The organism is Acutalibacter intestini, assembly GCF_034334985.1.
Classification (GTDB): domain Bacteria; phylum Bacillota; class Clostridia; order Oscillospirales; family Acutalibacteraceae; genus Acutalibacter; species Acutalibacter intestini.
In genome coordinates this window covers 1-18,586 of sequence record NZ_JAWXXL010000015.1, presented here as the reverse complement: position 1 = coordinate 18,586, position 18,586 = coordinate 1, and the positions used below count along the sequence as shown (strand labels likewise).

General features: G+C 45.6%; 28 protein-coding genes, 2 pseudogenes and 1 riboswitch. Of the genes and pseudogenes, 2 read left to right on the top strand and 28 right to left on the bottom strand.

Features of this window, described 5'->3' with window-relative positions; translation table 11 throughout:
- Position 1: 1 nt before the first annotated feature.
- From U8U68_RS11780 to U8U68_RS22390, 10 genes are all read right to left on the bottom strand, one after another.
- Positions 2-934: a hypothetical protein gene (locus U8U68_RS11780; protein ID WP_322201003.1), complete on the bottom strand. Its 933-nt coding sequence runs from the start codon at positions 932-934 to the stop codon at positions 2-4.
- Positions 935-946: 12 nt separating this feature from the next.
- A complete protein-coding gene (locus tag U8U68_RS11775) occupies positions 947-1,384 on the bottom strand; it encodes a hypothetical protein (RefSeq protein ID WP_322201001.1) in 438 nt (145 codons plus the stop codon).
- 34 nt (positions 1,385-1,418) lie between these two features.
- Positions 1,419-1,973, bottom strand: coding sequence for a hypothetical protein (locus U8U68_RS11770; protein ID WP_437124427.1), 555 nt, complete (start codon positions 1,971-1,973; stop codon positions 1,419-1,421).
- A complete protein-coding gene (locus U8U68_RS11765; protein ID WP_322200998.1) occupies positions 1,970-2,413 on the bottom strand; it encodes a DNA ligase LigA-related protein in 444 nt (147 codons plus the stop codon). The genes U8U68_RS11770 and U8U68_RS11765 overlap by 4 nt, the downstream gene beginning before the upstream one ends.
- A 32-nt stretch (positions 2,414-2,445) precedes the next feature.
- Positions 2,446-2,754 (bottom strand): hypothetical protein, encoded by a 309-nt coding sequence (locus U8U68_RS11760; RefSeq protein ID WP_322200996.1) that lies wholly within the window; start codon positions 2,752-2,754, stop codon positions 2,446-2,448.
- A gap of 56 nt (positions 2,755-2,810) precedes the next feature.
- A complete protein-coding gene (locus U8U68_RS11755; RefSeq protein ID WP_322200994.1) occupies positions 2,811-3,245 on the bottom strand; it encodes a hypothetical protein in 435 nt (144 codons plus the stop codon).
- Positions 3,242-3,598 (bottom strand): hypothetical protein, encoded by a 357-nt coding sequence (locus U8U68_RS11750; protein ID WP_322200992.1) that lies wholly within the window; start codon positions 3,596-3,598, stop codon positions 3,242-3,244. The genes U8U68_RS11755 and U8U68_RS11750 overlap by 4 nt, the downstream gene beginning before the upstream one ends.
- A 431-nt stretch (positions 3,599-4,029) precedes the next feature.
- Positions 4,030-4,200, bottom strand: coding sequence for a hypothetical protein (locus U8U68_RS11745; protein ID WP_367575818.1), 171 nt, complete (start codon positions 4,198-4,200; stop codon positions 4,030-4,032).
- 56 nt (positions 4,201-4,256) lie between these two features.
- Positions 4,257-4,751 (bottom strand): ATP-binding cassette domain-containing protein, encoded by a 495-nt coding sequence (locus U8U68_RS22395; RefSeq protein ID WP_367575817.1) that lies wholly within the window; start codon positions 4,749-4,751, stop codon positions 4,257-4,259.
- 12 nt (positions 4,752-4,763) lie between these two features.
- Positions 4,764-5,474: an excinuclease ABC subunit UvrA gene (locus U8U68_RS22390; RefSeq protein ID WP_367575816.1), complete on the bottom strand. Its 711-nt coding sequence runs from the start codon at positions 5,472-5,474 to the stop codon at positions 4,764-4,766.
- On the opposite strand from U8U68_RS22390, the gene U8U68_RS11735 reads away from it, so the two are divergent.
- Together U8U68_RS11735 and U8U68_RS11730 are read left to right on the top strand one after the other, a co-directional pair.
- The gene (locus U8U68_RS11735; RefSeq protein WP_322200990.1) at positions 5,475-5,939 is read left to right on the top strand and encodes an ATP-binding protein; all 465 of its coding nucleotides are present in this window, start codon (positions 5,475-5,477) and stop codon (positions 5,937-5,939) included.
- Between the two features lie 76 nt (positions 5,940-6,015).
- On the top strand, positions 6,016-6,624 hold the full coding sequence (locus U8U68_RS11730; RefSeq protein ID WP_322200988.1) for a helix-turn-helix domain-containing protein: 609 nt from the start codon (positions 6,016-6,018) through the stop codon (positions 6,622-6,624).
- 279 nt (positions 6,625-6,903) lie between these two features.
- Here U8U68_RS11730 and U8U68_RS11725 read toward each other — a convergent pair.
- The 18 genes and pseudogenes from U8U68_RS11725 to U8U68_RS11640 all read right to left on the bottom strand — a co-directional run.
- A pseudogene (locus U8U68_RS11725) lies at positions 6,904-7,074 on the bottom strand (cysteine-rich KTR domain-containing protein).
- Positions 7,071-7,994, bottom strand: a complete 924-nt coding sequence (locus U8U68_RS11720) for a prenyltransferase/squalene oxidase repeat-containing protein (RefSeq protein WP_322200986.1) — start codon at positions 7,992-7,994, stop codon at positions 7,071-7,073. The pseudogene U8U68_RS11725 and the gene U8U68_RS11720 overlap by 4 nt, the downstream one beginning before the upstream one ends.
- Positions 7,987-8,352, bottom strand: a complete 366-nt coding sequence (locus U8U68_RS11715) for a VOC family protein (RefSeq protein WP_322200984.1) — start codon at positions 8,350-8,352, stop codon at positions 7,987-7,989. The genes U8U68_RS11720 and U8U68_RS11715 overlap by 8 nt, the downstream gene beginning before the upstream one ends.
- 362 nt (positions 8,353-8,714) lie before the next feature.
- Positions 8,715-9,203: a DUF6194 family protein gene (locus U8U68_RS11710; protein ID WP_367575815.1), complete on the bottom strand. Its 489-nt coding sequence runs from the start codon at positions 9,201-9,203 to the stop codon at positions 8,715-8,717.
- Positions 9,204-9,220: 17 nt separating this feature from the next.
- Positions 9,221-9,949, bottom strand: coding sequence for a DNA alkylation repair protein (locus tag U8U68_RS11705; RefSeq protein WP_322200982.1), 729 nt, complete (start codon positions 9,947-9,949; stop codon positions 9,221-9,223).
- Positions 9,950-9,971: 22 nt separating this feature from the next.
- Positions 9,972-10,139 carry a hypothetical protein gene (locus tag U8U68_RS11700; RefSeq protein WP_322200980.1) on the bottom strand — a complete coding sequence of 56 codons (168 nt, stop codon included), beginning with the start codon at positions 10,137-10,139 and terminating at the stop codon, positions 9,972-9,974.
- A 59-nt stretch (positions 10,140-10,198) separates the two neighbouring features.
- Positions 10,199-11,035 carry an AraC family transcriptional regulator gene (locus U8U68_RS11695; RefSeq protein ID WP_322200978.1) on the bottom strand — a complete coding sequence of 279 codons (837 nt, stop codon included), beginning with the start codon at positions 11,033-11,035 and terminating at the stop codon, positions 10,199-10,201.
- A gap of 289 nt (positions 11,036-11,324) precedes the next feature.
- On the bottom strand, positions 11,325-11,780 hold the full coding sequence (locus tag U8U68_RS11690; RefSeq protein WP_322200976.1) for an NUDIX hydrolase: 456 nt from the start codon (positions 11,778-11,780) through the stop codon (positions 11,325-11,327).
- Positions 11,781-11,800: 20 nt separating this feature from the next.
- Positions 11,801-12,457 carry an HAD family hydrolase gene (locus U8U68_RS11685; protein ID WP_322200974.1) on the bottom strand — a complete coding sequence of 219 codons (657 nt, stop codon included), beginning with the start codon at positions 12,455-12,457 and terminating at the stop codon, positions 11,801-11,803.
- Positions 12,447-13,085: a thiamine phosphate synthase gene (gene thiE, locus U8U68_RS11680; protein WP_322200972.1), complete on the bottom strand. Its 639-nt coding sequence runs from the start codon at positions 13,083-13,085 to the stop codon at positions 12,447-12,449. The genes U8U68_RS11685 and thiE overlap by 11 nt, the downstream gene beginning before the upstream one ends.
- Entirely contained in the window at positions 13,082-13,903 is an 822-nt protein-coding gene (gene thiD, locus U8U68_RS11675; RefSeq protein ID WP_322201189.1) for a bifunctional hydroxymethylpyrimidine kinase/phosphomethylpyrimidine kinase, read from the bottom strand. The genes thiE and thiD overlap by 4 nt, the downstream gene beginning before the upstream one ends.
- Positions 13,900-14,622, bottom strand: coding sequence for a thiamine diphosphokinase (locus U8U68_RS11670; RefSeq protein ID WP_322200970.1), 723 nt, complete (start codon positions 14,620-14,622; stop codon positions 13,900-13,902). The genes thiD and U8U68_RS11670 overlap by 4 nt, the downstream gene beginning before the upstream one ends.
- 4 nt (positions 14,623-14,626) lie before the next feature.
- On the bottom strand, positions 14,627-15,277 hold the full coding sequence (gene tenA, locus U8U68_RS11665; RefSeq protein ID WP_322200968.1) for a thiaminase II: 651 nt from the start codon (positions 15,275-15,277) through the stop codon (positions 14,627-14,629).
- 256 nt (positions 15,278-15,533) lie between these two features.
- A riboswitch (TPP riboswitch) is annotated at positions 15,534-15,632 on the bottom strand.
- 93 nt (positions 15,633-15,725) lie between these two features.
- Positions 15,726-16,394, bottom strand: a complete 669-nt coding sequence (locus U8U68_RS11660) for a DUF2461 domain-containing protein (RefSeq protein ID WP_322201187.1) — start codon at positions 16,392-16,394, stop codon at positions 15,726-15,728.
- Positions 16,395-16,421: 27 nt separating this feature from the next.
- Positions 16,422-16,910, bottom strand: coding sequence for a TetR-like C-terminal domain-containing protein (locus U8U68_RS11655; protein ID WP_322200966.1), 489 nt, complete (start codon positions 16,908-16,910; stop codon positions 16,422-16,424).
- Entirely contained in the window at positions 16,907-17,473 is a 567-nt protein-coding gene (locus U8U68_RS11650) for an ABC transporter ATP-binding protein (protein ID WP_322200964.1), read from the bottom strand. Before U8U68_RS11650 ends, U8U68_RS11655 begins: the two co-directional genes overlap by 4 nt.
- 296 nt (positions 17,474-17,769) lie before the next feature.
- Positions 17,770-18,411, bottom strand: coding sequence for a hypothetical protein (locus U8U68_RS11645; protein WP_322200963.1), 642 nt, complete (start codon positions 18,409-18,411; stop codon positions 17,770-17,772).
- Positions 18,350-18,586: pseudogene (locus U8U68_RS11640) on the bottom strand (hypothetical protein); the annotation flags it as partial. The pseudogene U8U68_RS11640 and the gene U8U68_RS11645, both read right to left, overlap by 62 nt.

The window sequence follows — 18,586 nt, the reverse complement described above, 5'->3', positions numbered from 1 at the left end:
CTTAGGCTGTTTTTTTTCGCAGACTCCAGAGCCCTCTGCTTACATGCAGAAAGTGTTCCGGATGGTACTGCAGTGTCTGGCGGATTTTTTCTTTCCACCACTTATGCGTTTTCGCCCTCTGATGTGATTCAATCTGCTCATATATATAAGTCAGCGGAACCGCCTCATTACATTGCTCCAGAACGGCTGCTACCACATCACGCCAGGTCGCTCCCGGAATGTCGCGGATATCAACCTGCTTTTTTTCTGAAAACAAAACCGGGCAGAGAAGTGCATTGTCTTTTCGTACTATCATCACATATTCGTGTAGAATCGGTATGAAGGAACCGCTATACCTGGTTTTGTCTGAAAAGCAATTGTGCTGCGCCTTGATAATAATGTTCTCCAGCGTCCCTGGTTTCACTATCTCAGACAGCATACTGTAAAGCCGGCCTTTTTTCTTGATGTCACCCATCAGGACTGCCATCCGTCCGCCTTTCTCCAGTGAAGCGTACTGCTTCATCATTGCATAGTTCATTGCGCGGGCAAAGTTTTCCCAGTCTGGTATACGGGACAAATCAAATTGCTTTGGATCATACCCATACTGGCTCTGGACCTCCGATGCACTGTACATAACATCTGAATAGGTCACAATATCCCAGTATGGCGGATGCCAGAAGATAAACTCCGGCCGCTCCGGTATTTCGCAGTTCATCAGGTCAAATCCGCTGTGCAGATCGTACAGATGGCAGCCGATACCGAGCTTGTCCGCCGCAGCTTTCGTTGTCCCGCTCCCACACATATAGTCGCAGATTTCCTGCGGGCGGAAGAATCCAATCAGATCCTCAACCAGCTTGGGGGAACAATTCCCACGGTAGCGGTTATTGCCGCCCTCCCCACGTTCCGGGTAGGACACGATACTGGTAAGCGGTCTTGATTCGCTCTTTTCAGGCATAATGCCACCTCCTTATCCTCCGTTTTCAACAGACTGATAATCTATCTCTATCGGTATATCTGTTAAAACGGGAATGTATTTTCGGAAAAGTTCATCAACAGCCTCTTCCGTCATTAATTGCTTCTGATTGTTCCGATTCCATGGATAATCCGGACAGAACAACAAATAGTCCTTTCCTTCAAAGCTGTCACAAGCCTCAAGCCGGACATTTTCCGCCTCCAGAATAACGTCTTTCAGGATGGTAGCCAATCCAAGCCTGAAATCCTGATCATACTCCATATAGTCCTCATAATCCGGCTCAGAAATGCCGCATTCATCCAGCCATTCCCGGATATTCTTCTGCAATACCGGTGCCATTGCCAGCAGTTTTTGGAGACGCTCTACAGAGGGTTCTGTTATATCTGAAACGCATATACCATAACCATAGGTATGCCAAGATGTATAACTCATACAATTATCCTCCTACTCCATGTCAGGCTGTAAATCAGCCCAAAGGCAGCAATCCCTGCATTTTTCTGTGTCGTTTCCAACACAAAGAGGATAGGGATTCATTTTCGGTCTCCGCTTTTATAATTGCAATGAACGGCGTTGGCTCCATATCGTGCCATCTTCCTTCGTTTTCTGTACCGCATACATCAAGTTCTGTCAGTTCACTGTCAGGTAAACCGACCAGATCAAACATCTGTGAATAGTGCTTCGGATCCATCAGTTCCACCGTTGCCTTGATATAAGAGGCATCCATACCTGACAGCTCTGCATGTGGCACGACTGAGAAACTATTTGACTCCATGAAATCCATCTGCAGACATTTCGTTGGTATCTTCAGGTCTGTTACCAGGTCGAACGCGAAGAATTCCAGGAATCTTTTCCCAGACTCAGTTGCATCCAGCTTCCGCACGCTGCCGGCCGCCAGATTCCTTGGATGACTGTACGGTTCCTCCAGACTCAGGTTGATTTTTTCAAAATTAGCCCAAGAAATGACGCCTTCTCCACGAACCTCAAGCGGCTCTCTGACGGGCACTGTCAGCGGTACATTCAAAAAGTTCGGACGGTATGCGTAACATCCTCTCCGATAATTCCTTCCCGACCGCGGGTAAGTGCCTGCTGCAGTTTGCCGTTATCATAGCGCAGCACCAGCGTCAGACCGTCCAGTTTCCAGGACAGCACAACATCCCGTGTACCTGCAAACTTGACCAAATCATCAATGGACTTCGTTTTATCCGCAGACAACATCGGTCTGGTATGGCGTACCGGTGTCAGCTCTTCCAGAATTTCACCGGATACCGTTTGTGTCGGTGAACCGGAAAGAGTCAAACCGGTATCGTGTTCCAATTTCTTGAGAAGATCCATTGCTGCATCATAGTCCCTATCTGACATAATGGGACGGTCATCTCTATAATAGGCAATGTCCGCCTCTTTGAGTTTGGCAATCAATCCTTTCATTTGTTCAATTTTCGTTTTTTGCTCATTTACACTCATACATAAGCTCCTTTCCTGAAATTTTCTGCCGTCTATTCATCCGGCCATTCCACTTTTGCTGTAATTTCCTTGCATACCCCCGACTGGAACACCCAGCGCCACTGGCTGCCGTCCTCACCCATCATCCAGATATAGCTGCCGTCCTGCACATACGGTGCAATCAACTGAAACATCTCAAAATCATTGCCAAGCTTTTCGCCTATAAATGTCAGCTCCGTAATGTTCCCATCCGTATCCAGCTTAAAATCATAAGGCTGCCGCTGTGTCATGGCAAAAACGCGCCCGGTATGCTGTGTCGGCACAAAAAATTTACTGCCCCTCATTTCAATGCAATAACCCATTTTTAAGTCTTCCTTTCATTTTTGGTTTTTGTGTCAGACTCATATCGCAACTCCTTTCAGAAGGGCAAAAGCTTGCTCTCCTCAGGAAGGACCTGCTGAAAGAGTTCCAAATACCGCTTACAGGCTTCCGAATTTAACGGTGCCTTCAGAGATGCTTCGCTCCAGCAGATCATTTCCTCTTCAGGAACGCTGTATGGACCCGGAATAAACTTGCTGCCATCGTAATGTGGACAGCAGGGCTTAACAATCTGCTCCACATCCGCTTTCGTAGTGACTGCCATAATATGTTCGCATTTCTTTTCCGCAATGGCACATAAGAGCTTGGACATATAGCTAAGCTTCTCATAATGGCGCAGATAATTTTGCACCCGTTTCATTGCCTCAAAGCGCAGAGCCCTGATAGAATCAGGAATATCACATGCTATTACCTCTGCAAAATACGGAATCATGACAACCGTAAAATCTGATTCTGCCAAAGATTTGTTTTTCATGACATCTCACACCCCTTCATGCTTGTGACATATGGAAGGAGATGTTCCAAGTCATACTGCTCTCCGGCATCCTCAAAAATCATCTCCTTTATGACGATATCTGAGTAACTTCCGGATTCCGCATAGATGCCAATCTTATCAATCTGCATCTCACGAAGACTGTCCAGCTTACCATTGGCGTATTCCTCATCGAAATAGACGCCTTTGTAGCGGGCATGAAAACCGGTATCCAACTGTTCAATATCACTTTCATCCCAGTTCAGGGATACTGTTTCGCCAGTAACCAATTTAACCTCAATATAATCAATCACGAGATCTTCTAAATCGGTACTGGCACTCAAATAAAGAATCATACTATCATTTCCTTTCTGCATATCTGCGTAAAATATTTATATATACGGGTTAAGCCAATGGCCCCCGGAACAAAAAGTAAGGGAACCATTCGGCTCCGAATCTATATAAAAAAAGCACCCAAAGAATCAATTAATTCTCTGAGTGCTTTTGTTGCCCAAGGGCCAATATGAAATTGTCAGAATGGAATGGCAGGGAAGTGTTCCCCCTGCGTTCCCAGATCTGTGCCTCTTAATAAAGAAGCATAAGAAACAAAAAAAGCGCCTGAAAGCAGAAACTCTCAGACGCTGTGTAACCGGAAAACTATAATCGCTTTAAAGCAATTACTGAAACTAACATGTATAGTATAGCAGATTTGTCACTGAAATGCAAGACATATGGATGATTTACTTTTTTCCGGTAAAATTCATTCTTTATTTTTTGCTATTCCCACTTAAAGCATTTGACTGCAACACCTGTACAAATCACGGTAGGAATGCCAACTTGAAAAAAGCGAGACTTCAGAAAGATTCGCCAGTGTAATCTCCTCTTCCAGATGTTCTTCTATATATTCCTGCATCCGCTGTACCGCTTTCATCTGCTCCTGCACTTCATTCACCTCCATCCGTATCTCTTATTTTACCATGAACACTGGAACGCCTCTCGACTTTTTTTGCTGTCTCAGCCTTCCAGTGACTTACGCAGATATTTTGCGGTAATGGTATCTGCATGATCCGCCATTTCCTGCGGTGTACCCGTAAATACAATTTCACCGCCCATACTGCCGCCGTCCGGCCCGATATCAATCACGTAATCCGCAAGCTTTACCACATCCATATTGTGTTCGATTACAATTACGGTATTGCCGCGCTTTACAAAGCCGTCCAGCAGCTCCATGACTTTCTTAATATCGGAAGCATGTAGGCCTGTCGTCGGCTCATCCAGCACATAAATGTTACCCTTCTGATCCAGATATTTCGCCAGCTTCACACGCTGGCGCTCTCCGCCGGATAAGGTAGACAGGGGTTGTCCCAAAGAAAGATAGGATAAACCTACTTCCACCATGGCATGAAGCGCCTTGCGGATCTTCGGGCAATCGGAGAAGAATGTTTCCGCCTCCCCTGCGTTCATATCCAGGATTTCTACGATATTTTTTCCATGATAGGTGTAGGACAAGGCTTCGTCGCTTTAACGGCTGCCGCCGCAGGCTTCACAGGTAGTTGTCACCGGATCCATAAAGACCAGCTCTGTGGTGATAATGCCCTTTCCTTTACAATTCGGGCAAGCGCCTTTGCTGTTAAAGGAGAATAACGCCGCACCGACGTCGTTTTCCTTGCCCATCCGCTTGCGTATCTCGTCAAAGAATCCCAAAAAGGTTGCCGGTGTGGAACGTCCTGTAGCCGTAACCGGAGACTGGTCTACTAAAATCACCTGTTCCGCGTACTTCTCAGCGAAAACATCCCGGATTAACGAGCTTTTCCCGGAACCGGCCACACCGGTCACGGCGGTCAGCACATGCAGCGGAATGTCAACGGTAATGTTTTTCAGGTTGTGAATGGCTGCATTCCGTAACGGCAGGAACTCTTTCGGTTTTCTTGGCACAGCTTTTACCGGCGTTTTCTGCTGCATGGCATTCCCGGCCAGTGTACCGGACCCCAAAAGTCCTTCATAGCTGCCCTGGTAAAGAACCTCTCCGCCGTTTCTGCGTGCCAGCGGTCCAATGTCAATCACTTCATCGGCAATGGAGATCACGTCCTTGTCATGTTCCACCACCAAAACCGTGTTTCCTTTATCCCGCAGACTGCAAAGCAGCTTGGTCATGCGGTGGACGTCGCGGGGATGCATCCCGGTGCTTGGTTCGTCAAAGATATATGTCATGCCGGTCAGGGCGCTGCCCATATGACGCACCAGCTTGAGGCGCTGTGCCTCGCCGCCGGACAAGGTTGCGGACTCCCTGTTCAGGGAAAGATACGGCAGCCCAATATCAATCATGCGTCCCGTCCATATAACCCTTCCATTGCTAATGTATATTATTTGGCCGGCCTCATTGAAAGCTGGGGACGCGGTATCGAAAAAATTTGTCAGGCTTGTGAAGAAGACGGCTCCCCACTACCGGAATACACAATTCATCCTGGCGATATTATGATACAATTCATTGCCGCCGAGGAGCGAATTGTGCGCACTTCACTCGACAAGGTGACTGAAGGGGTGACTGATAAGGTGACCGAGAAGGTGACTGAGGCAGAACAGAAGCTTTTATCGCTGCTGCTCGAAGATCCTGCCTACACCTATGCTGTCCTGGCTGAAAAACTGGGCGTGAGCCGAAAAACAATCTCTTCAAGAATTAAATCCCTTAAAGATTAAGGTGTCCTCCAACGGGTCGGATCTGATACGAAAGGGCATTGGCAAATCAAAAATGGGAAGTAAAGGAGGCCAACGGATGCCAAGGCAATTCAAAACAGCAAGACAAATCAATAAATTAAAAGTAATCGAGGCTGCTGAAAAACTTGGCGTTTCCCAACCGACACTCAGTGCATGGGAGGGCGAACGGAAATCTCCCTCGATAGATGGGCTTGAAAATATGGCTGACCTATATGGTGTCACAACTGATTTTTTGTTGGGACGCTCTGATACACAAACTCAGGATTTTAAACAACCAATTTCACTACAGGCATTGCCGGCTTTTCATGGCAGACCGGTATGGTCTGCCACATATGGATGGCTGCTGGTGAATGCCGCAGATAAACTGCTGACTTTTCCTGACGGCCATACCTTGCCGTTTTCCGATATTATTGGTGGATTGTTTATATTCGCTCCTCCGTTTTCCGAAGCAGAACCACCGAAAGAACCGCCGCTGTCCCGTTCTGAAATCAGCAGGCAAAAAGAAATCTGGCTGGAGCCAATTTCCCCAGACTCAGATTTAAGAAGGGAACTGCGGGGATGGTATCAGGTAAAAGACCGATTTGTTCAGAACGAGTATGGCAATCGGTTCTATCTGGATACTTATGGTTCCAAATGGCTGGCATTCTCTTTTGAAACTGCATTATGACGAACGGTGCCGACGCTTGGTATTTTGATACCAAGCGTCGGCTTATGATTATTCAAGCTTTCTGAACAGGCTGCCAATTATTCAGTTGTAAAAACTGCATACTTGGGATGTCCAGATATGCAATAAGGAGAAGAGGATTTTCAAATTTCTGCTATAAGCATCCCTCCATTTTCAATCGTATTTCAGAGTCAAAACATTACCTACACTCCCCTCCTTTCCTCTAAATAAAACGCGAGCCGACAGTCTGTGAAATATCTCACAAGATTGTCGGCTCTGCGTCTATGCGTCTGGCTCTTTAATTATTTCAATTTTCAAATCCCTTGCGTCAATTAAACTTTCCTTTTTACACTTCGGGCAAAACAATGGAAAACTTTTCAGTATTGTGTCTTTCCTTAACTTAGTACGTGTTTTGTTTCCTCAAACTGGGCAATGGATCCATTCTATTTTCACGGTGTCCTTCTCCTTTTACCATAGTACTTCTCTAACGCTGATCCGTCTCTGGATAATTCGGAAAGCAAGTACATGATCCGCTCCGTACAATCTGCCTCACGAGTTTCCTGTTTTCTCCAATTATCAGAAAGCGGGAAATACACTTTATCATTCGCAGATTTTCCCATATCCCACTTTCCGTTTTCATTTTTCAGCCCGTTTAACCAGTCCACGACAAACTGAAGTTTATACGCTGCGTGTCTGTATTTGGTAAGCAGTTCAATGGCCGCAAGGTAGTGGCTGGTCTGTTTACTTGCGAAAACCGGCGGTAATACTGTAAGCCGCTCCTCATATATGTAATAGATACCGTCATCTTTATTCAACACATAATCCGTCAGGGCTTCCTCTGTCCCTTTATCCAGGCACCCCTGCATAAGCGATACTGTGTAAAAGCTCACAAACTTTATCAGTCTGGTGCCTCTGGCCTTTCCTCCAAAAACCTCCTGATAAGCGGCAATATAGTCCTCATGAGCATATGCACCGTGATGAAAGGCTTGAGAAATCACATCGGCCCACTGATCAGCAACCTGATTGGCTATCGGGACATCTTTTGTAAACCGTCTGATCCATGTAGACAGCATCAGAGAAGTAAACACATCCCAGTCTACAAGTTTTTCCCGCCGGTCCGGGATTTCTCTTTTGCCGGAAAGACAATCGCTCATATAGAAAATGGCTCTTTCTATACATTCATCTTTGATTGTAAAGCCCAGACGTTCCAGACGCTGAAGCGCCCGCTCCGTCGTAAGTGGGGAATTGGATGAGCCGGAAAGCGTATGGAAATCGCCCCATGCGCCATCTCTCCTCTGCATAGAAATGATTTGCTTTGCCCATTTTGTTTCTTTATGTATGACGGCTTCCTTTCCAAAAAACTTTTCAGACATAAACGCACCAGCAGACACCAAACTTATCCGTGAGCGTAAATTGACAGGTGCTATAATCACACGGCCCTATAGGAGTACAACTGCTCGCTCCCTCTTTCAGAACCTCATAAGCCTTTCGGACGTTCCTTTCACCACCCGGGCCAAATTGAAAACAAAACATCATGGTATTCCCAACAATTATATCCTCCGCAATCTCCGAAACCGCTATAATCTGTCCATGTGCATTTAACTCAGAATGCATATAACCGCCATTTTCAGCCGCATATGTACACAGAATATCTGCATCAAAAGCTGTTTTGTAAAGTTTTACTGCCTCGATACTCCCCTTAACAAATACTTGCATCATCGACCTTTGCATAGCTCGCGCCTCCAAACCATATTTTCACCCATATAAAAACTTGAATTCTCTGGACTTTGAGTTCATTGAATGTTTTCTTAACCGGCAATATCCTTTCCCATTTGAGACTTCGACGAAATCAAACGTCCGCACCCTTCTGCCTTGACCAATGTCTCAAATTCCTTAATGGTGTCCTTCCCAATCCAATTCAATGCCTTGCTGTCACTCTCCGCAAACTCATGTGCCAGTAACAGCGCCTTTTCATTATAGTTGAAATCTCTCTTTCCGAATTCGCGCAGCTATAGGGTGGTGCATGGTTTACGGTTGCATTTATAATTCAGAGGGGCGGCAGCAATTAACTGTCGCCGCTTCTGTTGCATTATTTACTTTTTTCTTTTGTTGAATTTTTCTTTTGCAAAATCATAGGATTCTTGTATCATTGCCTTGAAATCCTCAAAGGTCTTATCAGAGGGATTTAAAACACATACCCAGCTCATCCATGCGTAGACAGGGTGGGGAATAATGGTATCTAAAACGGTAAAATCATAATCCATTGTTACGATTTTTCCAGCAGGCGGACGCTCTGGAATATACCCAAATTTTTTAATAAAGGTCTGTTTCCTTAATCCGACATTCACACGATATACATTATCACGGTTCAACATAGAGCCTTTATCATTATCACCGTCTTTTTCTTTAACAGTTAAAACATATACTCCCCGTTTCAAAACTCCGTTTGGATTATAAAAAATCCCTCGTTCTCCCCAACTTTCTACTAATACAACATCTTTCAAATAAGACTGGCAGTAGGAAAGAATATCGTTTGGTGTCATGCCATTTCCTCCATTTGCCCATTTTGTATCTTTATGCATGAAATCCATCCCCCTTATTATGCTTCGCTCGCGGCAGCCTCTTTTCCCATTTGAGATTTCGACGAAATCAAACGTCCGCGTCCTTCTGCCTTGACCAATGTCTCCAATTCCCTAATGGCATCCTTTCCAATCCACTTCAATGCCTTGCTGTCACTCTCCGCAAATTCATGCGCCAACAGCAGCGCCTTTTCATTATAATTGAAATCTCTCTTTCCGATTTCACGTAACGCCCAAGATGCTGCCTTTTTTACATGCTCCCGCTCGTCATCTGAATACTTGGCTATCAATCCAAGATAATAGTCCAACATATCATCTGTAAGCTTTTTGTCATGGATTACAGACGATGCAATCAAGGTAAATGCTGCCCGTTTCCTGTACGTCTGCGATGAAGTGACCCACCCTTCTATCAGGGCGCTCCGGCAATCCATCTTAATCAAAAGATTTTTGCACAAATGGTCGCACAAATCCCAGGATATAACATCTCCTATCAGTTGTTCTACACCGTCTTTTGTCATTCCTTTCGGATCCATCAATAATACAGCCAACAGCCGCGCCTCATGATATCCCGTTACCCACAGCCCAAGAGCCAGCTCATTTGACTTCTGCATCTTTTTGGCAAGGCTTCTGATCTCTGCCGTTGATACACCAAGACTATATTGCTCCGGAATCCCCATACGCACCACGTTCGCTTTATATTTCTCAGACGCCCGTATCTTTAATTCTGCTATTACCTCTGAACAATTCATGTTTTCCTCCTAGCCACTTCAGTCATTCTCCAAATAGAAACTCCTTGAGATCCCTTTTCTCACAAAGCCGTTCTTTCTCATAAAAGTGCTGCGCACTATTCACCTGCCTCACCGTCAAACTGGCTACACTGACAGCAATGCTCTTTCCGTAAGTCTTTGTAAGCCTTTCAGTTTTCAGTATCTCATTCATATAATCCTCCGTTCTGCCTAAGCTAATCCTTATTCCTGCAGATCAGTCCAGACGACCAGTTATATGATTGGAATCCAATATTCATAAACCGCCTCCTGTGGATCGGCTTTGATATATACCTCTATATCCGGAGAATTCGCATATGTAAAGCCAGATGTAGGGAGCCACTCCGTAATGATACGCTTTTCCAATTGCTGCAGGGAATGGTTCGTGCCATGTCCCTTGAAAATCGCCCATTTACATGCCGGAATCCAATATTCTTCAAAAGTATCATCTTTCTTGTCAGAGCGAACTGCAATCAGATACTTCCAATCCTCTGTATGATGAATACTGATGCCCAATAATCCCTGTGGTATACTTTCCTGCAAGGCGTTCAGTTTTGTAAGTGTCCCGTCGGCAAGAGCCGTATCCCATACTGTTGGAATCACCTCAAAATTTTTATTAAGCTCCTTATCCAGCGGACAGGAAATCCCCACTACACGGAAAGCCGCTTTTTCCTCCACTCTGAATTTCAATGGCTGCCCGCCATCCACAGATACATGAAACCGAATTGGCGGAAATGCCTGTATGGGACTGTTCTCTGTCTTCAGAGCAGAAGGCACGATACCATGAAAGCCTTTAAATGCTCTGGTAAAAGCTGTTGGGGATTCATAGCGGTACTTTACGGCAATATCAATCACTCTCCCACTATCCTTTTGCAGCTCGACAGCCGCAAGAGACAGCCGGCGCCTCCGTATATATTCCCGCAGCGTCATATTGGTCATATAAAGGAACATCTGCTGAAAATAGTAGGGTGGGCAGGCGGCCACTTCCGCTACCTTCTCATAATCCAGTTCCTCCGTGATATGTTCTTCTATATATTCGATTGACTGATTGAATCGTTGCATCCATTCCATAATATATCTGCCGCTATTTTATCATTTCATTATAGCTTATCCTTTCACAAGTTTCCTCGCATTCAGGCTATACAAATTGATAGCCTACGTGCGCAAATATTCTTTCGCAGGAACCACCTGAGAATGATTCAGAGATTCCATACGAAAGTCTTTTCAATTTTTACATGCTTTGTTCTTTTTCATAGGTAAGGTTCGTATAGTACCTCACATCATGTGAGATGCAAGAACAAATTACTTACTTTACATTGTATATTTCTGCTTAGAGACTGTCTCGACTTTTTTTGTCAACTTAATCAATTTTGAGCAGCGGATGTAACTCTCCATGATGGTACATAGCAAGCAATTCCTCACGGTTTACCAATTTGACAGCCACAATTTCGGTCTCCTGCATCCTTATTTCCGATAGTTCAATATCTGTTTGAAACTGCCACACATCATAGAAGTCCTGTGTTTCGTCCCGTCTGGTATGGCTAAGAAGTTGCGCACCATCAGGCTCTAATAATATTCCCAGTTCTTCGTTGACTTCCCGGAGCACCCCTTGGAGACTGTCTTCGCCGGCGAGAACGCATCCGCCCGTACATTCCCACCGCAACGGGTACTGTTTATCCGGATGGCGCTGTGAGAGCAGATACTGTCCGTTGCTGTTCAATATCCATGCACTCACAGAAAGATGATAGAGGCCTTCCGGGATTGGCATACCACGCAGCACTGTTTTTTCGGTTCTCTTTCCATCCCTATCATACAAATCCCATATTTCCTGCATCGTTAGCCCGCGCAATCCGGCAAGGGAGCATCCTTGAAGTCTATCAGGTATCCGTCGGCAATCTGCTCCATCTCAGTACGGTGGTGCGCAGAGTATTTATCATATACGCCACAGACAAGCATACCAGACTGCTTTGCGCTTCTGACTGCCGGAAGAACATCATCAAAGACCAGACATTGTTCCGGGCAGACGTCTAATTTTTGTGCTGCAAATGCAAATATATCCGGATACTCTTTGCCCCGTTTTACTTCATCCGTGGAACAGCAGACATCAAACAGTTCCAGTACACCGTTATTTTCCAGACAGGGAAGATATAGCTTCTCCGGAAGACCAGTAGCAACTGCCAGCTTAACACCCATATCCTTGAGCTTCAGGATATATTCCAATGTGTGCGGCATCAGTTCTACATTGTGTGCGTACTCGTACACAGCCATCTCTTCCCACTCCTTGACCATATCTTCCACTTTTTCAGAAAGCTTAAATAGGTCTAGCGTATACTGGGCCGCCTCTGCAAAGCTGCGTGAACAAATCTCCGTCACATAATCAGCGGGAACCGGCAGTCCCCTCTTCTGCAAAAACGAGATATCTATCTGCTTCCAGACATCCATGGAGTTTAGAAGTGTACCATCTAAATCAAATATCGCCGCTTTAAACTTCATCGTCTGCCTCCCAATAAAATGCCTTTTTTATTTCTCCTGCTGCCTTTCGGATATCCGACTGACCTATAATAGAGGAAACCACTGCCAGACCGTCAATTCCCATAGGGCGGAACGCACCTGCGTTCTCTCTGTTTATGCCGCCGATCACAACGATTGGCAGATTCGTTATACGCCGGATTCTGATGAGTTCTTCCATTGAAACCATACCTGCATCCGTTTTCGTGCCAGTCGTAAACATAGCACCAACTCCCAGATAGTCGGCTCCGTCTTCCATAGCCTGACCTGCTTCCTCAACCGAGGATACGGAGACACCCAGAAGCATATCTTTACCGATAATCTGCCTGACAACCGGAACAGGCAGGTCGTTCTGCCCGATATGTATGCCAAAAGCTCCGACCGCCAAGGCAATATCCAGCCGGTCGTTAATGATCAGCGGCACCTGATACTGATCCGTAATTCTCTTTACTTCCTGTGCCTGCTGTAAAAACACCTTAGAAGAGCTGTCTTTTTCCCGAAGCTGTACCATCGTACAGCCGCCGAGGATGGCCTGTTTCACTGCTTCGGTCAAGGTCTGGGTACGCATCAATCTCCGGTCTGTCACAAGATATAAGGTATAATCCACTTTCATCCTATGTCCTCACTTTCCTGCTTCGGTAAGCCGTGCCTGTAAAGGTCATAAAAATGATGCGTCGGTCCGCAGCCTTTTCCGATAGCAAGGGAATGGGCAATCGCCGTAGTTACATAAGCCTTTGCGCTCTCCACTGCTTTATAAATATCTGCTCCTTTTGCCAATTGTGAGGCAATAGCGGAGGAAAAAGTGCAGCCTGTGCCATGTGTGTTCTTGGTATCAATCCGCTCCGTTTCAAAATGGTACATCTGATTTCCGTCAAAAAGGACATCCAATGCGTTTCCAACAGCATGACCGCCTTTTATAACTACCGCCTTACTTCCCATAGCGTAAATCCTTTCAGCTGCTCTCTCCATATCCTTCACAGACTGAATCTGTAATCCAGTAATCCGTTCAGCCTCCGGAATGTTCGGTGTCAGCACATCAGCCAGCGGCAGGATTGTTTTAATCAAGGCATCCACAGCAGACGGTTCCATGAGAGGGCATCCGTTCTTCGCATACATAACCGGATCTATTACCACATGCTTTGGCTGATACTGACGCAGCTTTTCGGCAACTGCTCCCATACATTCCGGTGTTGACAGCATTCCTACCTTAACTGCATCTACTTCGATATCCTCAAATACCGCGTCAATCTGTTTTCCAATCATATCCGGCGTAATATCCTGAATGTCGATTACCCTGCTCGTGTTCTCTGCCACAACGGAAACAATGACGCTCATACCGAATACACCATGGGCGGTAAATGTCTTTAGATCCGCTTGTATACCTGCGCCGCCGCTGCAATCGGACCCAGCAATCGTTAATACTTTTTTCAACATATCATTTTCTCCTTTGCTTCTTTGGGGAAGACAACCATCAGTGTGCCGCTTTTAACGGCAATCCTGCTTTTCTTCCCGATAAACTCATTGCTTGTACCAATAGGAAAGGTATTGGTAAGCACTGCATTCTCCAGCGGATATTTTAAACCTTGCAGATAAACTCCTTCCGCTTTTTCGGAATAGGAGAATACGGATATGTAGCCGTAAGGAACCGGTAAAAAGGATAATTCTCCATCCGTAATTGCTGTAATCACGCTCTCCTGCTTTGGGGTATTCTCGGGCATTTTATTATACCCGCAATTTTTCAACTTTTTATCTACCGGACGCAATAATTCATTCTGAGGGCAATGCAGAAACCCTTGCATCCCGTTCCCGGCAAGATATGCCAGCACCTGCAGGTTTGCCAATGTATGATCGATTCTCCCGCCGGTTCCGCCATAGATATGAAACTCCTTATATCCGGCCTTTATCCCCTCGCGGACTGCTGCAAGCATATCCGTATCATCTTTCTCACAGTTCAGCCGGACAACATTTGCGCCTGTTGGGATTTCTTCCAGGGTATCAAAATCTCCAATAACGAGATCTGCCGAGATTCCAACCTGTTCCAGATACCGAAGCCCTGCGTCTGCAGCTATCACAAAATCATTTTCCGCCGGTCGAAAATCCATCTCAAACCAGTCTCCCGCACCGACTATATAACAAATCCCTTTCTTCAAATCTCTACCTCCGGTATGGCATTTTCCAAAAGTCAAGTTCCAGGATGCTTGCCGTTTCAAAAATTTTGCTCAGCTTTTCTTTTTCGGTATCGGAAACACCTTCGCATTTCTCATCTGCAAACTGCGACCATTCCTCACAGCTCCTGGCATAGATATCGTCCGCATAATCCTCAATAAAATCCCAGTATCTTGAGTTTCGGCTTGCAGGGTCCCCCGCCAGCTTTCGGAAAATGTAACTGTAACTCATCATGCAGGGAAGGACTGCCATCAGCATTTCCTTATCATCCCCCTGTTCCGCAGTTTCCAGTAAAAAATCAATATACCGTTGATTTTCCGGCAGAGGAGCAATAGACTCGATATCATCGTCCGTCATACCGAACCGTTCCAGATACTTCAGCCGTACCGCAGATTCCGTATCCTTAACGAAACTCAACACGGAATAATAAAGCTGGATCTCCCGCAGTGATTTGGCATGATAGATCTCTTTCCCGTAAACTCGTGCATAATGCTTCAGGTAAATGCTGTCCTGAATCATATAATCTTTAAAGCATTCAAAGGGCAACGTTCCTTCTTTCATCTCCTGCACAAACGGCGTAGCCATGCATTTGTCCCAGATGGGGATATTCTTTTCCAGTACCTCTTTCATAAATGACATAATTTGTTTCCTCCTATGACTGTTCCGATTCTCCATGCCCCAGAGGGTAAAAAAAGAGAGCTTCCAAATCAATCGGAAGCTCTTTCAGACGCAGTACGGGCGTAAGAAATTGCTTCCCTACGCCGGTATTAGCCGACAGGTCCAGAGGTCAGGTCTTAACCTTTTTCAACTTGTTCAGTTCCCTCGCAAACACAGATTATCAGTATTAAATTGAAAAACAAAAGGACGCCCACATGGAGCATCCTGAAAATACAATCGTCGTATTCATTCAGCTCCCTACGTTGGTATTGGCCAACAGGTTCAAAGGGTCAGGTTTTACCTTCTCAACTACGCAGTAGTCCCCCTGCTTTTTAATTATTATACTATTTCTGTGTGAGTTTGTCAAATCGGCTGTCCGGTCCGGCATTGCTTCACAGAGATATTCATAAATAAATTCCAAACTAATGCTTTATCTTGTTGGCATCTGAAATCCTTCAAGGGCTTTGTTCAGATAGTCATTGAATGGTTTCATAATGCGGAACAGCTTTGCGACCTCTTCCACAAATTGCTCCGCATCAGCGATAACTTCGTCTGCTACCGAATACTTCAAATACCAGCTTTTAAACTTTAAGTATTCCGCCTGGGGATGCTCCCTGTCATATCCGGAGGGAATACGCAAAAGCGATGTCCCCTGTACCGTAAAGTATTTTTCAAACTCCGGCGTATGGATGATCTCGTCAAATTCTTCACCGAACTCTGTGATATAGTCACGGATCATTTTGGCTGCATTCCGAAATGAATTGGCAAACAGGCCACCACCGAGATAGGACTGGTTCCCCGGCTTGATTATCAGATAATATCCCACCGGAACAGGCTGCTTCCCTTTAGAGGCAATATGGGCGCGAAATACCGGATTATATGGGGTCCTGTCCTGTCCGAACCGGGGGTAGCGAATCAACGTAAAGGCAGTGTCCTTGGGTTGAATATGTAAAACGCTGCTGTCAAACTCTCCGATACGCAGAATCAGCGCCTGAACCAGTTCTTCAAATTGTTCCGTTACCGCTTTCGTTTCCGCTTTATGCGCGTTAAACCATTCCCGGTTGTTATGCTCATTTAAGTCTGTCAAATATTTTAGAATCCATGTTGTATTTATTCTCTGCGTCCCCTATTTTTGTCCCTCCAGCGCCTTTGTTCCTGCTATCAAAATCCGCAGTGAAATTTCAAAACTTTTCTCAATAGATACCGGATTCCCAAACGCATTGTTATTTACCAGTAATGCGAAGCCTTCCAAGAATCCACGATATGTGCGTATCAGGTGTTCGCTGTTTTCCTTTGATATATTAAGCATGGTGAAAGCTTTATATATTATGGAAAACATCTCTTTCGTGGCATTCTGCGTTTCCTCACTTTCAAATTTGTTGTACCAAAGCATCGCATTGAAAACGCCAGGATTTTCAGTTGCGTACTTATAAAACGCGCGGCAGATTGCCTCCAACGCATCATACCCGCTGACACATACAGCCGCATCCGTCATAGCTTGATCCATTTGCCTCCAGCCAAAGAGCATGATTTCCTTTTGCAGTTCCTCTATCCCTTTAATATGATTATAAAGGGACGGAGGCTGAACGTTTAAGTGTTCAGCGAGCAATTTCAATGTAATTTTATCATAACCGATTTCATGTCTTGATCTTTGACCAGCGACAAGAACAGTTCCCGCATTTGCCGGATTCCAATAGGATCCAGACCGTTGACCGGCTCATCCAGCACCAAAAGCTTCGGTGTATGGCTGATTGCCCTTGCAATGGCCAAGCGCTGCTTCATACCAAGAGAAAACTTGGAAACAGCCTTTTTCCCGGTATCAGCAAGTCCCACCACCTGCAAACTGTTATCAATGTCTGCGGTATCACAACCCATATAAGCTAAATGAATCTCCAGATTTTCTCCCGCTGATAAATGCTCATAAAATACCGGTGTTTCAATTAAGACGCCCATCTCTTTCAGGAACTCTTTATTCTGGGTCTGGATGACTTCTCCGCTAAAATGAATGCTTCCGGCAGTTGGCAGCAGCAAACCGGAAATCAATTTAAATGTGGTGGTCTTTCCGGCGCCGTTGGCTCCGAGGAGCCCATAAATCGTACCACGTTCCACGTTCAAATTCAGATTCCGTAATATTTCTTTTCCATCAAAGGTTTTGATTACCTCATGAACTTGTATCATATCGTTTCCTCCTGCGTTTCTTGTAATTCTTTCTCACAAAACGGCTTTGCATCCAACTTCGTCCTGCACCCTAGCCGTTTGGCAAAATACCGCATTACAAACCTCTGCACATACCGGAGCGGACCATTCGACATACGAATCTGCCTCTCCGAAAGATATTCCGGTATGGAGAATGCCTCTATGGTCTCCTGCCGGAAAGCGCCACTTTCGCCAAATTGCCGTCCAATCTCAATATTAGTACATATAGCAAAAGGACACCAACACACAGCGAACACTGTGTATTGATGTCCTTGTTATTAAGCCATCCGTTTACGGAGCCTTTGATAGAATAAAGCTGCTACCATCATCAGAATTCCCACCAGGAACAGCCACAGCTTTGCTGTGTAGCTGCCTGTGACCATAGAAAACAGGTAAAAGCTTCCCAGCTTTGGCCCCATACCGATATTAAGCGCATAGTACAGCAGCGGCGGCATATATCCGATGACTGTGTTTCCTGTAACTGCTGAGGTCAGCATCCCCATGGAACCTAAGAACAGGGCGTCTGCTATGGTTCCAAGCGCCAGAACCGGCGTGACATCGCAGCTTTGCTGTTTCATAAATACGGTAAATGCACAGATCAGCAGGGCGGCAACCCCTACCGAATACACCGTTCGTATCAGATGAACCTTTGCTGTGCTGCAATACTTGGAAGATACCAGGTCGTCAATTTCCTCGTTCTGCTCCGGCTGAAATACCGGCGTCAGAAGCACAATGCCAATCAGGGAGACAAACATCTCCAGTGGCATGGCAGCGGAATTTCCATCCAGATTGGCTGTGCCGATAAATAACGGAGTGACAAGGCACAAGAGGACAGCCACCGCAATGGACAAAAGCGCGTTATGCCTGAGATTGATTTTTGCGATCTCTAATACTGGAAACCGCTTTTTTGAAGAATGCATTTCCACCAAATTTCCCCTTTCTCTTTGCTTCATAGATTAAAATTGTGAGTAGGATGAGCGCCAGGGCGATTCCCGCCATCAGCAGCCTGTTCTGCACAAGGTCTCCAAAATGGTCCAGATAATCCTGGGTACGGAACAGGGAATCTGCACCTACGTTGTGGCGGGGCGCCAGACG